This is a genomic window from Sporosarcina cascadiensis, assembly GCF_009650995.1.
Classification (GTDB): Bacteria; Bacillota; Bacilli; order Bacillales_A; family Planococcaceae; genus Sporosarcina; species Sporosarcina cascadiensis.
Map to the genome: position 1 here is coordinate 80,930 of NZ_WHVV01000002.1, position 13,782 is coordinate 94,711.

A 13,782-nucleotide genomic window follows, 5' to 3' on the forward strand; every position below is an offset into this window, starting at 1 on the left:
AAATGAGAAAACAAGCGACACACAGTATTTTTAAAGTGGATCATCATGGAGAAGAATTTGAAATTCGTCTGGAAGGACGCTTGCTATTTAAGCATTCTCCAACTAATCCATTTATCTTTGTTGGAAGTGGCGAAGAAACGATTGATATGTATCGCGGCAATTTTAAAATAAAGGATTACGTGGTAGAGAGAGTCGCTTTGCGTTATGCAACAATAAAATATGAGGAAGATGAATGCGAAATTTCCTTCCGTCACTTCTCCCAAGACCATATCTTGCTGAAGATGATTTTGAGAAAAGATGTAGGAGGGCTTCGTGTTTCATTCGAACTGGTTGATCCTCTATTTAATAGGTTTTGGGTTCGTGTTGCAGCAGATGCGGACGAGAAAGTTTACGGATGCGGCGAACAACTTTCGTATTTCAATTTACGTGGGAAGAACTTCCCGCTATGGACCTCGGAGCCCGGAGTAGGAAGAAATAAATCCACGTATACGACGTGGCAGGCAGATGTGAATGACCAGGCGGGCGGGGATTATTACAATACGAACTATCCGCAACCAACCTATATATCTACTAATAAATATTTTTGTCATGTTGAGACTACTGCGTTTGCAGACTTTGATTTTCGACGGGACGATTTTCATGAGTTGCACATCTGGGAGGCACCTGCTTCTATCCTGTTTGAAGCGGGCGATACCTATAAAAGTTTAGTTGAGAAGTTGACTGCCCGTCTCGGAAGACAACCAGAGCTGCCTGACTGGGCGTTTGATGGAATCTGGCTGGGCATGCAAGGCGGAACAGAAATTGTACAGAACAAAATTGACCGCGCACTGGAAAAAGGAATGAAGATTGGAGCGGTATGGTGTCAGGATTGGCAAGGCAAGCGTCATACTTCTTTCGGTAAACGTCTGATGTGGAATTGGAAATGGAATCCAGAGGAATATCCGGGGCTAGATAAAAAAGTGAAAGAGTGGAAACAGCAAGGAATACGCTTTCTCGGTTACATTAATCCTTATGTGGCAGTGGAAGGTGACTTATATGAAGAAGCACATAAAAAAGGGTATCTTGCAACCGGCCTTGATGGCGGGGACTATATGGTGGATTTCGGTGAATTTTACTGCGGAGTTGTAGATTTTACAAATGAAGAAGCGTTTGAATGGTATGAAGACGTGATTCAAAAGAATATGATCGATTTCGGTATGGACGGCTGGATGGCAGACTTTGGTGAGTACCTTCCAACAGACCTTAAGCTTCATAATGGAGAGCCGGCAACAATGATGCATAATGCCTGGCCGGTGCTGTGGGCTAAAGTGAACCATAACGCAGTGAAGAAAGCGGGTCGCTGGGGAGATATCGTCTATTTCATGCGTGCGGGTTATTCAGGTTCTCAAGGGTATTGTCCATTGCTGTGGGCAGGCGATCAAAGTGTGGACTGGAGTCTCGATGATGGTCTGGCATCAGTAATACCTGCCGCTTTATCAGCAGGTATGAGCGGGAATGGCATTCATCACAGCGATATAGGAGGATATACGAGTCTTCACGGTAATAAACGAAATAAAGAACTGCTTCTTCGCTGGGTTGATATGGCAGCCTTTACGCCGGTTATGCGGACTCATGAAGGAAACCGGCCGGATGACTGCTTCCAGTATGATCAAGATGAAGAAACACTTGAACATTTTGTGGAAATGACAAATGTCTATACAGCAATGAAACCTTACTTGAAAATGCTGAGCAAAGAAAATGCTGAAAAGGGAATTCCGATACAGCGTCCATTATTCATGGAATATGAAAATGACGAAAGGTCTTACGATATAAAGTATCAGTATATGCTGGGACCGGATTTGATTGTAGCTCCTGTATACGAAGAAGGAAGAGAAAAATGGGAAGTTTATCTGCCAGAGGACGAGTGGGTACATTTTTGGAGCGGAAAAGAAACGAACGGCGGCATGATAGAAGTAAATGCACCAATCGGCCAAACGCCGGTATTTTACAGAAAGTCTTCCCCGTTTAAAGAAATCTTTCAGAAAGCTGCAGGAAAAATGAAATAAAATTAATAGGTAGTAATCTATTTAATAAGATCACTACCTATGTTATTATGATGTAAAGAACAGCGAAGAAAGGTTGTGACCGGTTATGCTGAAAATGAGTATTCTTTATGTGCCGATCGGCAGAAAAACATTTGATCTTGAAGCAGGTGAAGCTGAACGGAAAAAAAGTTCAGAATTTCTTCATACTCTGACTGGTAATGTGGTTGAACCCGAAAGTATCATCACGTCACCCGAGGATTTACAAGTATTTCTTAAGACAGTTAACTCTGAAGAGATCATTGTCAGTATCTATCAAAGTGTAACATTCGCAGATGCGGAATTTATAGAAGAACTTATTAAGGAAGTGCAAGTGCCAGTTATAGTTTGGTCAGTTCGTGAGCCCAGTGTCGGCGGACGTCTCCGGCTCAATTCACTTACAGGCGGAAACAGTACAAGCAATTTTCTGCGTTGTGCAAAACATCCATTTAGTTTCGTATTCGGGAATGCAGATGAAGCGCAAGTACAAAAGCGAATAAGAAATCAGCTGAAAGTGCAAAAGGTTCTGAGTGAACTGAAACAGCTCAAAATAGGCGTAATTGGTGAACATCCGCCCGGATTCTTTTTCTCTGGAACAGATGAAGAATTACTTCAAAAACAACTTGGTGTCACGTTAGAAAAATTCGATCTAGACAAAGCGTTTCAAGAGTGTGTAAAGCTTCCGCATGAAAAATGGGAAGGTGCCATTGAGCGTGCTGAGCAACAGGTAATCGGTCTGAATCGTAATGAAGAAACTGTTATAAGGTTTGCTCAATTTACAACATATGTTCAAGAACTGATTAATGAGAAGAATGTATCTGCACTGGCAATCCGTTGTTGGCCGGATTTCTTTAATGAGTTGGGAGCAGCTGCGTGTTCTACGCTGTCTCAATTCACTGAAGACGGTATCGTATCATCATGCGAGTCAGACATTCATGGTTCTATTTCCATGTTTATTTTACAGCAATTATCGGGAAGCGCGCCGTATCTTGGTGACATGGTGCACGTGAACGAAGCGAGCAATTCCGTCGTTTTTTGGCATTGTGGAGCTGGGGCGTACTCACTTGCACATCCTGATCAAGGTGCACGTCCGGGAGTTCATCCAAATCGCAAAATTGGCTTCACGATGGAGTTTGGCCTAAAGCCTGGCCGCGTAACAATCTTCAGGTTGGGTTACACACCAGATGGTTACCGTCTTCTGGTTATGCGTGGAAATGCACTGGATACCCCAAAAAGATTTAACGGGACATCTGTTGAAGTTGAACTGGAAACAGAGATTAACGAGACACTTTACGGCCTGATGGAAGAGGGCTTTGAACCGCATTATGCAATTGTTTATGACGATGTTGCAGATGAACTGATTGAACTCGGAAAACAACTGGGAATACAAACGACTATCTATACAAAAGGCTGAAGGGAGGGGGTTGCATGAAAAAAGTAGCCATTGGCCAGGCGGGGGGACCGACGGCTGTAATAAATGCTACCCTCGCAGGGTTTGTTGAAGAAGTGTTACAAGATCATTCCCTGCTATTTATCCAAAACGGGTACGAAGGGTTGACAAAGGGTCTTTTTTTGGATGGAAATGGAGCGGCACTTGAACAAATCCGGCTTCACCATCAAGTTCCCGGAGCTTGCCTTGGTTCCGGAAGATTTCCTTTGACCGATGAAAATATTGAAAAAGGTGTGCGTAAGTTAAAGGAACAAAATGTAGATGCTCTAGTTTTCATCGGGGGAAACGGCACTATGGAAGCGCTATTGAAAGTCGAACAAGAAGCACGCCGGCAAAACTTTCAGTTGCAAGTGATCGGACTGCCCAAAACAGTGGATAATGACTTAGGCGAGACCGATCATGCTCCGGGTTTTGGCAGTTCCGCCCGTTATGTTGCACAGGCGACACGAGACATGAGCAGGGATCTTGCCTCAATGAAAAACTTTGAACAGATCCGTGTTTTAGAGACTATGGGGAGAAATGCAGGCTGGTTGGCAGCGGCATCCGGTCTGTTGCAGCAATATGAAGAAGAGGGGCCGCACTTCATTGCTCTTCCTGAACGTTTAATGAGAAAAGAAGAACTTATAGCGAGTGTAGATGATGCCTTGACACGTTTTGGCCATGCCACAGTGGTGATGAGTGAGGGAGTGGAGTGGAGCGACGGAAAGCAGGTTCAAAAGGGAATTGTCGATGGACGCAAGGTGCTGGGGGGGATATCGAAGGAAGTTGCAAAACTTTTGGAGACAGAGTTTGGCGTCATGACGAGGGCTGAGCTCCTAGGCATGAATCAGAGAAGTTTTTCGGCAGCTATTTCTGACATTGACCGAAAAGAAGCTTATACTGTAGGTAGAGTGGGCGGGCAATGGACTCGTGAAGGGTTATCTAACGTTATGGTATCCATCCGACGTCAGCCTCGCCGGCATTATGCTGTCGACATGATTCCTGTGCCGCTTCAGAAAGTGGTAGAAGCGGGAGAAAGAGTCATGCCTGAACAGTTTATACAAAATCGGAAGTTGTATTATGATTGGCTGCAACCGCTCATTGGAGAGGAGATCACGGCCTATCCCCGTCCGATAAAAGGAGATTAACCACATGTCAAAACAACAGTTCAAGCCTGTTAAAGGTGAAGCTCTCTACCTGCAGATAAAAGATATACTCATCGATCGTATTCAAAGCGGAGCCTGGAAAACAAATAAGCTCATTCCTACTGAACAAGATTTAATAAGTGAATTTGGTGTCAGCCGCACTACTATTCGTCAAGCTATTAATGTGCTGGTGCAAAATGGACTATTGGAAAAGAAACAAGGCAGGGGAACAATTGTAAAACCCCAGCAGCTCGTCGGAAATCTTGGACAATTAAAGGGTTTTGCTGAAGAGGTCATGGAAAGAGGTTCTGTGCCCAGGTCTAATTTGATAAGGGCAGAGTTTAAAACAGATCTGTACTATGAAAGTGAAATGCTTCAAGTGCCGGCGGATTCTCCTGTCTTGCTGATTGAAAGAATCAGATTTTCAGATGATATTCCAGTTGCACTTGAGCGGAGCTGCTGGCCGGAAGAAATAGGCCGAATCCTGATGAAGTATGATTTGAATGAAGCCAAGTATTATGAAATTCTGGAAAACAATCAGATTTACTTGAACAAAGCTAATGAACGGATCACTGCGCTGAATGCCACAATTCCCGAAGCAGACCTGTTGGCAATTCGTCCCGGTGAAGCATTGCTTGAAATGACACGTCTCAGTTATGGATTGAACGACCATCCTATGGAGTACACAAAGACTAAATACAGAAATGATCAATATCATTATCATATTGAATTAAAAAGATAGAGAGGAGCATGTTATATGCCGTTTATTAATGGGAAGATTATGCTTGATCATGCGTTTCAAAATGGATACGGCGTAGGAGCTTTCAGCGCTCATAATGCTGAAACTGTTATAGCGATAATGGAGGCTGCTAAAGAAGAACAAGCGCCAATTATGATTCAGATCGGACAAAAGGTCATTCAAACATTAGGAATGGAGGCGTTAAAAGGTCTTATCGATACTTACGAAAAAGAGTACAGCGTGCCAATTGCGATTCATCTCGACCATAGCCGAGAATTCGAGCAGACAATGTCAGCAGTTCAAATGGGCTTTCAATCTGTCATGTTTGATGGGTCAGGTCTTTCCTTTGAAGAAAATATAGAAATAACAAAAAAAGTAGTTGATGTTGCAAGAGCTCTTGGAATTGGTTCAGAGGGCGAGATTGGAAAAATTGGCGGTACAGAAGATGATATTACAGTAGATGAGAAAGATGCACTGATTACAACAACTGAGGAAGCGGTGGCATTTGTAGAAGCGACAGATGTCGATTATCTGGCTGTGTCGATTGGAACCGCGCACGGCATGTATAAAGAGACACCGAATCTTCGTTTTGAGCGTTTGGAAGAAATTGTTGCCGCTGTCAAACGTCCTGTAGTACTTCACGGTGGATCTGATATTCCGGATGAACAAGTACGGCGTGCAATCGGACTTGGAATTGCCAAAATCAATGTGGATACTGAATTGCGTCAGGCGTTTACCAGAGGGATTCAGGAAGCATTAGAAGAGAATCCGGATGATATTGTTGTGGCTAGCACGCTTGGACGCGGTCGTTTGCGTATGAAAGAAAAAGTTCAGGAGAAGATTCGTGTGTTCGGCAGTCAAGGAAGAGCAGAAGAACTTTTAACGCACACAAAGGTCATTACCAATTAACAGAGAGGATGACGATTAATGGATAGCAAAACTTCAGTTCGTACTTATGGTTTGTATATCAACGGCGAGTGGCATGAAAAGTCTGTAAATAACGATGTGTTTAATAAATATACGAAAGAAGTAATGGCAAGAACAGCCGTAGCGGAAGAGGAAGATGTAAATCTTGCTGTTAAATATGCAAAAGAGTCACTAAAAACACCTTTCTCTCCATATGACCGATATACCGTGCTATTAAAAGCAGCAACTGCTTTGCGTGCCCGCCAAGATGAAATTGGTGAAATACTTGCGGGAGAAGTAGGTAAACCGTTAGCAGAATGTAAAGGGGAAGTAGAACGAGCTGCGCTGACTCTCGAAGTATCTGCTGAAGAGGCAAAACGAATACATGGGGAAGGAATACCTGTGGAATCAGCGCCGGGGTCTGAACAACGTCAAGCATTTACAAGGCGTTTCCCAATCGGTGTTGTAGCAGCGATTACCCCTTTTAATGCGCCCTTAAATCTTATGTGCCACAAAGTCGGACCAGCATTGGCTGCCGGAAACAGCGTAGTGCTTAAGCCGGCACAAACCACCCCTGTCAGCACTTTGATCTTTATTGATATTATGGCGGAGGCGGGACTTCCAAAAGGCCGTTTGAATTTGATTACCGGCAGCGGCTCTACGGTCGGGGAGTGGCTGCTCAAAAATCAAGATGTGAATATGATTACTTTCACCGGAAGTCCATCTGTCGGGAAGTTTATTCGAGAGAGAGCAGGCCTTCGTAAGGTAGCACTGGAGCTCGGTAATAATTCTGCTACAATCGTACACAAAGATGCAGATTTGGAAAAGTCAGCAACACTGGCTGCTCAGAAGAGTTTTAATAATGCCGGACAAGTGTGTATCTCTGTTCAACGAGTGTATGTTCACGAAGATATTTATGAACCATTTCTGGTAAAAATGAAAGAAGAAACAGAGAAATTGATTCTGGGTGATCCAATGGATGAAGCTACCGATATTGGTCCCATGATTGCTGAGAGTGAAGCTGTACGTGTTGAGAACTGGGTAAACGAAGCAGCTGGGCAGGGCGCGACAGTGGAAACGGGCGGTAAACGCGACGGAGCCTTCTATCAACCTACGATTCTTACTAATGTGAATGATGATATGAAAGTATGCAGGCAAGAGATTTTTGGACCGGTTGTCGTGGTAAGTACTTACCGTTCTGAAGATGACGTTATTGCTCGTGTGAATGATTCTGAATTTGGTCTCCAGGCAGGATTATTCACAAATGATCTGGCATTTACTATGAAGGCGATCAATGAAATTCATGTAGGCGGATTAATCATTAATGATACTTCTGGGTACCGTGTTGACCATATGCCGTATGGTGGTGTGAAAAATAGTGGAACAGGTAAAGAAGGTCCCCGCTATGCAATCGAAGAAATGACGGAAGAAAAGATTATTGTTTTTAACGGATGAATGAAGAGGGGATCCAGATTGTTGGATCCCTTTTTTAATAAATTGTACACCCTTAAAACTGAAGGAGAATGGGTATGTCGATCGTCATAATACTATTGCCGATCTTTTTTGTGTTTAGCATCGGTTATATTGCACAAAGATTTCTAAAGCTTGAGACAAAAGTTATTTCTAATCTGGCATTGTATGTTTTTGTACCGTTTCTTGTGTTTAGAACATTTTATGAACAAGAAATTGATTATTCATTTGGATATCTTGCCATCTATATGCTGGCACTCAGCTTAACATTGATTGCCGTTGTAAGCATATTATCCAGACTATACGGGTTCACTGAGACTGAACGATGCGGGCTTGTCCTGTCAAGCGCTTTCATGAATAATGGAAACTATGGAACACCGCTGGTTCTTTTTCTGTTTGGTGCTGCAGGTATGGAGACAGCTGTCATATTGATGGTGCTTCAACAATTGCTAATGAGCACGCTAGGTGTGTATTATGCCGCAAAGGGAAGTCCCGACCACGATGGAATGAGAGCAGCTCTAAGGGCTGTTAGAAGAATGCCGATGGTTTATGGCGCGATTGCGGGTATGGTTTTTCATTGGTTACATATTCCAATTGGTGCGGCTGCAAGCGGCGTAGATTTAATAGCAGATGCAGCGATTCCTATAATTATGGTGACATTGGGAATGCAACTTTGCAATATAGAAGTAAAGTCAGTTGATTGGCAAAAACTTTCTACTGCTCTGTCTCTGAAACTTGCGGTCGCACCACTTATCGCAGCTGTTCTAGTTCTGTTTATGCCGGTAGATACAATGACAAAACAAATTATGATAATCATGGCGGCAACCCCCACAGCAGCAAATACAACGATGTATGCAATTCAATTTCAGACCGAACCCCAAAATGTTTCAAGTGCAACACTGGTTTCGACCATTTTGAGTCTGGTTACAATGCCGGTTGTGATTTATGTAGCTATGACGTATGTATAATGACTTTATAGAAACAGATTAGAAACCTGATGTATATACAAGCATGAATTATAGGAAGATTGGCCGGGAAGTCATATATCATGATTTCCGGGGCGGTCTTTTTTTATTTGAATGAAATGCTTTGAATTGTTGTAAAACTCGGTTACATTATTAACATGTTAGCCGGACGGAATAAACGGCTGCCGAGAGTGCGTGCTTAGTAGTTTGTAACTCAGATAAATGAATTTCATAAACGAAAAGAAGGAGGATATATGACACTAAATAATTTTATGAAGCATAACTTCCCCGGACTGGAGCTCAAGTCGCCACTGTTTTACTCATGGGATGCAGGAATCCGGTTCGAACTTGGGGTGAACGAGAGCTCTGTCAGTATTCATGAGAATCCATTGTATTTACAAGGGGTCTATCGGCGGGCAATCGATTTATTTGAAGCCTTGCACTCTCCGGAAGATGAGCTCTATCTTGTGGTCGATGTTCATGATTACGGAAATGTGGCGGCTTTGCAGAGGAAGCTGAATATCTTCGCGAAGTATGTAAAAGAAAATTCGGTCTTGATCCGGCTTCGGCACGAGAACCGGCCGTACATTTATCCGGAAGACGATGAAGATGCGACTTACCGTACACATCGGTTCAGTCTTGCATGCCGGCGTGCGGATTTCCGGTACGCGGCACTGTTGAAGGCCATTTGCAATCAGGATATGGGAATAAGGCCGATTATTCACCAGTCTGTCTATTTTATTAATGAAACAAAAGGAACGATCTACTATGTCTACGATGACAGAGGCTGTGATTTGCTGGGTGTGAACTCGGAAGCAATTCAATGGATGTATGAAGAATTCAATGAATGGATTTTAGATTATGACCGCCCGAAAATCGATGAAGTGTTCATTTGATGGTGCCTGTGTGCCAAACAATCGTGTATGTTTCAATATTCACGATTACTCAAACAAACAGGAATGTTCGAACTTTCATGTTTGTTTCGTACACAGGCACCGCAAAAGGCACCGCAAAACAACTGACAGGGGGAAATTGTAATGGAAGCATATCAGGCTACGATTAAGGATATAGAAGGTGTATCAAATTTATTTAATTCATACCGTGTGTTCTATGACCAGCCGTCAGACGCAGAGGGCGCAAGAAAGTATATAAAAGAACGTCTAGAAAATGAAGAATCGGTAATATTTGTTGTGAAGCACAAGGAAAAGTACGCTGGTTTCACCCAGTTGTATCCCGTCTTTTCATCCATCTCGATGAAAAAAGCATGGATATTGAATGATATGTTCGTTGATCAGGAAGCCCGAAAACTGGGAATAGGACAATTGCTTTTACAGAAGGCGGAAGAATATGCCAGTAAAACGGGTGCAAAAAGTATTGCGCTGGAGACCGCACCGGATAATTATGGCGCTCAAAAACTATATGAGAAAAATGGTTATGTACGAGACACACAATTTTATCATTATGAATTAAATTTGACTGAATAACTGTTTTACCCGTTCTTCTGTTAATCGGGTCAATTAGCTGAATAAAGTTTGCGCCGAAATCGGGCTATTTAACGAAATTAGAGTTCATAACTATTTTCGCTAAATAGCCCGATTATGATAATTTAACTTGCTTCCTCCGTAACGTCATAGGCTAAACTTAAATTATACCAATATTGATGGAGGGATCATTTTATGGAAAGTCAAAAACATGTTTTTACAATTGGTGAATTTGGAAAGCGTACAACAACAACTGTAAGGACATTAAGATTTTATGAAGAATTAGGATTACTAATACCAGCAAAGCAAAATAATTCTGGTCACAGGCTGTATGGATTTGAAGATTTAGCGAAACTACAGCAAATTCAATCCTTAAAATTTTTAGGTTACTCATTACAAGAAATCAAAGATTTAATTGATAATGGCTCTACTGTTCCAAAACAATTTGAAATGTCTTTATCTTGGCAACACATATTACTAACAGAAAAAAGGAAAGAATTAAATCATGCTATTGAAGCGGTCGAGCATGTACAATTTCTTTTGAGAGAAGGGAAGCCAATCACATGGCTAGTTTTAAGTTCACTTCTTTTCAAGATGGAAAATGAACAAGAACAGATAGAGTGGTTAAAAGAACACTGCTCAGAAGAAGTTGCTGAACAATACTCATCGCTTCCGAAAGAACAGCGACATCAAGTGGATATAGAGATGCTAGACTGGTTGTCAACATTGAAGAAAGTGATGAGTGAGGGAGCCAGCCCACAATCGCCTGAAGCATTTAATGTGGCCGTAAAGTTATCAGAAATTGCAATGAAACATGCAGATAACAAAGAGGAATTGCTTAAACAAATGCAAGAAGTACAAGCGTCAATGAAACCTGATATAGCTAATTTTAATTTCCCTACTATTTTGACACCGGAAGAAGAAGCGTTTTTAGAGGAAATAGGAAAGTCGATTAAAGCTTCATATAATCAAGATGGAAAATAGGATATAAGCAAAATAAAGCCCTCTCATAGAAAGTCTGATTATGAGACACAGTACAACTCCTCTTTTTCATTATTCCAATGGAGTCAGTAGAGGTTTTGTAGAGACGGCCCTTGTAAAAGGACAGAAAGAAAGGATGCTATTATGGAAAGTCCAGTTATATTAGTTACTATAATTTCTTTCTTTATCATCATTACTTATCTCTTTCTAACTGGGAATCGTCAGAAATTAAAACAGTTACGAAAAGAGTGGGAAAGCGAGACTTATACTGCTATAAGGGAAGACGCCAATTCCATTTCCTCGTACTGGGATAACAAAAAAAACTTTACAGACTGTTATGCAGGTGTGGATCAGCTGACATGGGATGACTTAGCGATGCAAGAGATATTTGAAAAACTAAACTATACAAAGTCCAGCTTAGGTTCGGAGTACTTATTTAATCAATTGAGAGATATAGATCCGAAAATTGTAGATGTTACTGAAAAAGAAGAACTATATACATTGCTTGCGAATGACCATATTTTAAGAGAGAAAGTGCTTTTAATTTTATCAAATCTAGGAAAACGAAATTATGCAGATACATCCTCATATTTTTATAAATTCAATGGCTCTAAGATTAAAAATGATTATATATATATCATTCTTTCTTGCTTACCGATTTTGTCGATTATCTTTATGTTCTTTAATTTAAAGTATGGAGCAGTCAGTCTCTTCAGTTCATTTGTAATAAATTTAGTGATATATTATCGGAATAAAACACTGTTGGAAAATGACTTGCATTCAATTACATATGCGGCTGCCATTGTAAATACAGGAAAAAGTCTAGCTTCTGTTCAACATCCAAGATTCATTATATATAAGGATATTTTCAAAGGAGAAGGAAAAGGCTTAAAAGTAACTTCTTTCTGGGGTAGAGTATTATCGATTGGCGGCAACAGGGGCGGGGACTTCGATGTGTTGTATGAATACTTTCGGATTATATTTTTACTGGACTTTATTGCTTACAATCAAATTGTTAAAACGCTGTTTACATATCGTGAGGCGTACCAGCAATTATGGGAATCAATTGGCGAACTTGATGCGGCGATTGCAGTCGCATTTTATCGGAAGAGGCTTTCACTATACACGACTCCTAAGTTTGTAGAAGAAGAAGAGCTGTTATTTGAAGACTTGGCACATCCACTTCTTGATAATCCAATAACGAATTCTTCAAGGTTTGGTAAATGTGTACTTATTACAGGTTCTAATGCTTCAGGGAAATCGACATACATTAAAGCTATAGCTATTAACGCTATTTTGGCGCAAACTATTAACACTGTATTGGCTAAAAGTTGGACAATGAAACCAAGTTATATTGTCACATCCATGGCAATTCAGGACAATGTATTGCGTGGAGATAGTTATTTTATTGCAGAAATTAAATCCCTAAAAAGAATAATTAGGCTTAGTGAAGAAAAGAAACCTATAATCTCATTTATTGACGAGATATTAAAAGGAACAAATACTGTCGAGAGAATTTCAGCATCAGCTGCGATAATGGAGTGGCTATCTGTAAATCAAGGCATGATTATCATTGCTTCACACGATATTGAGCTAACAGAAATTGCAAAGGGGGTGTATCGAAATTATCACTTCAGAGAATCGATTGAAAACAATAAAGTGTCATTTGATTATAAAGTTCACAATGGGCCTTCGATAACCAGGAATGCCATTAAACTGTTGGAGGTACTTGATTATCCAAAAAGCGTTACTGTTCAAGCGAATCAATTGGCCCAGCATTTCACTGAGGTGCATGAATGGAATAGGCTCAGTAGTAGGGCTATCCTTGAGAATACTGAATTCAACGGTTTCATACCGCAATCTCGCTAACTTGCACGTTTTCTGATTGAAACCTGTAATTGAAGAGGCGGGCAATGATACGAACACAGGATTTTTTTGTACTTCAGTATGGAAAAATACGGATATGGATAATTATGTATATTGAGATCAGGAAGGTTGCAAGCGTGTCATAGGAAGAAGTAAAAAACTTTTAGTCGATCAAATTGCACAGGAACTGAATCCTGCTTTCATCTTACTAGGAAGAAATAATATAAATCCGAGGTGCATATCTATGCAATGTTTTTGCGAAGAAGAAGTGTTTTATTTAAAGGTCGAAGGTGACACCGGTGCTGATGCAGTCTGGTGTGACGAATGCGGCAGCAATCTGGATATAGCCGATGTTCCCGCGTCAGATGAATTAAAATTCGGGCTGACCGGCTGGGTGCGGATGTACGGAAACTGGATGGATTGGGAACAGGATCTGCTGCTTGCCGGCGGAGTGGAGAAGGAAGAGGCTCATAATGAACAGGGTGAAATTCTGGCTCGGCGCCTGCAAGAGGAATTAACAGGCTATCGTGTAAGGTTTTCGCCGTCTTCGTCAGCTAAAATGTATGCCGGGTTTATTTCTTGACCGGCCAAATTCAGCACCACTAATTCCTAGTTTACTGTATATTGTTACCCCGCGATATAGTCTGTACATATTCATCGCGTCAAAAAACCTTCAAATTATTACTTTTCCCCTGTAACCAAACTAAAAAAATTCAGTCTACTCTCATAACCATACAAAA

Annotated in this window: 12 protein-coding genes; all 12 read left to right on the top strand. The window is 41.3% G+C overall.

The window, feature by feature from the left end; translation table 11 throughout:
• Window positions 1-2: 2 nt before the first annotated feature.
• The 12 genes from GDZ68_RS02715 to GDZ68_RS02770 all read left to right on the top strand — a co-directional run bounded on the left by GDZ68_RS02715 (window position 3) and on the right by GDZ68_RS02770 (window position 13,625).
• Window positions 3-2,045 (top strand): alpha-glucosidase, encoded by a 2,043-nt coding sequence (locus GDZ68_RS02715; protein WP_153720754.1) that lies wholly within the window; start codon window positions 3-5, stop codon window positions 2,043-2,045.
• A gap of 85 nt (window positions 2,046-2,130) precedes the next feature.
• Window positions 2,131-3,474: a sulfoquinovose isomerase gene (gene sftI, locus GDZ68_RS02720; protein WP_153720755.1), complete on the top strand. Its 1,344-nt coding sequence runs from the start codon at window positions 2,131-2,133 to the stop codon at window positions 3,472-3,474.
• Window positions 3,475-3,488: 14 nt separating this feature from the next.
• On the top strand, window positions 3,489-4,637 hold the full coding sequence (locus tag GDZ68_RS02725) for a diphosphate--fructose-6-phosphate 1-phosphotransferase (RefSeq protein ID WP_153720756.1): 1,149 nt from the start codon (window positions 3,489-3,491) through the stop codon (window positions 4,635-4,637).
• 4 nt (window positions 4,638-4,641) lie between these two features.
• Complete coding sequence (locus GDZ68_RS02730; protein ID WP_153720757.1) at window positions 4,642-5,376, top strand: GntR family transcriptional regulator; 735 nt, start codon at window positions 4,642-4,644, stop codon at window positions 5,374-5,376.
• 15 nt (window positions 5,377-5,391) lie between these two features.
• Window positions 5,392-6,282, top strand: a complete 891-nt coding sequence (locus tag GDZ68_RS02735) for a class II fructose-bisphosphate aldolase (protein WP_153720758.1) — start codon at window positions 5,392-5,394, stop codon at window positions 6,280-6,282.
• Between the two features lie 18 nt (window positions 6,283-6,300).
• Window positions 6,301-7,734 carry an aldehyde dehydrogenase family protein gene (locus GDZ68_RS02740; RefSeq protein ID WP_153720759.1) on the top strand — a complete coding sequence of 478 codons (1,434 nt, stop codon included), beginning with the start codon at window positions 6,301-6,303 and terminating at the stop codon, window positions 7,732-7,734.
• A gap of 74 nt (window positions 7,735-7,808) precedes the next feature.
• Entirely contained in the window at window positions 7,809-8,717 is a 909-nt protein-coding gene (locus GDZ68_RS02745; protein ID WP_153720760.1) for an AEC family transporter, read from the top strand.
• 251 nt (window positions 8,718-8,968) lie between these two features.
• Window positions 8,969-9,610: a DUF3885 domain-containing protein gene (locus GDZ68_RS02750; RefSeq protein WP_228550980.1), complete on the top strand. Its 642-nt coding sequence runs from the start codon at window positions 8,969-8,971 to the stop codon at window positions 9,608-9,610.
• Between the two features lie 141 nt (window positions 9,611-9,751).
• Window positions 9,752-10,198: a GNAT family N-acetyltransferase gene (locus GDZ68_RS02755; protein ID WP_153720761.1), complete on the top strand. Its 447-nt coding sequence runs from the start codon at window positions 9,752-9,754 to the stop codon at window positions 10,196-10,198.
• A 192-nt stretch (window positions 10,199-10,390) separates the two neighbouring features.
• A complete protein-coding gene (locus tag GDZ68_RS02760) occupies window positions 10,391-11,179 on the top strand; it encodes a MerR family transcriptional regulator (protein ID WP_153720762.1) in 789 nt (262 codons plus the stop codon).
• Between the two features lie 141 nt (window positions 11,180-11,320).
• The gene (locus GDZ68_RS02765) at window positions 11,321-13,045 is read left to right on the top strand and encodes a MutS-related protein (protein WP_153720763.1); all 1,725 of its coding nucleotides are present in this window, start codon (window positions 11,321-11,323) and stop codon (window positions 13,043-13,045) included.
• 241 nt (window positions 13,046-13,286) lie between these two features.
• A complete protein-coding gene (locus tag GDZ68_RS02770; RefSeq protein WP_153720764.1) occupies window positions 13,287-13,625 on the top strand; it encodes a hypothetical protein in 339 nt (112 codons plus the stop codon).
• Window positions 13,626-13,782 lie beyond the last annotated feature (157 nt).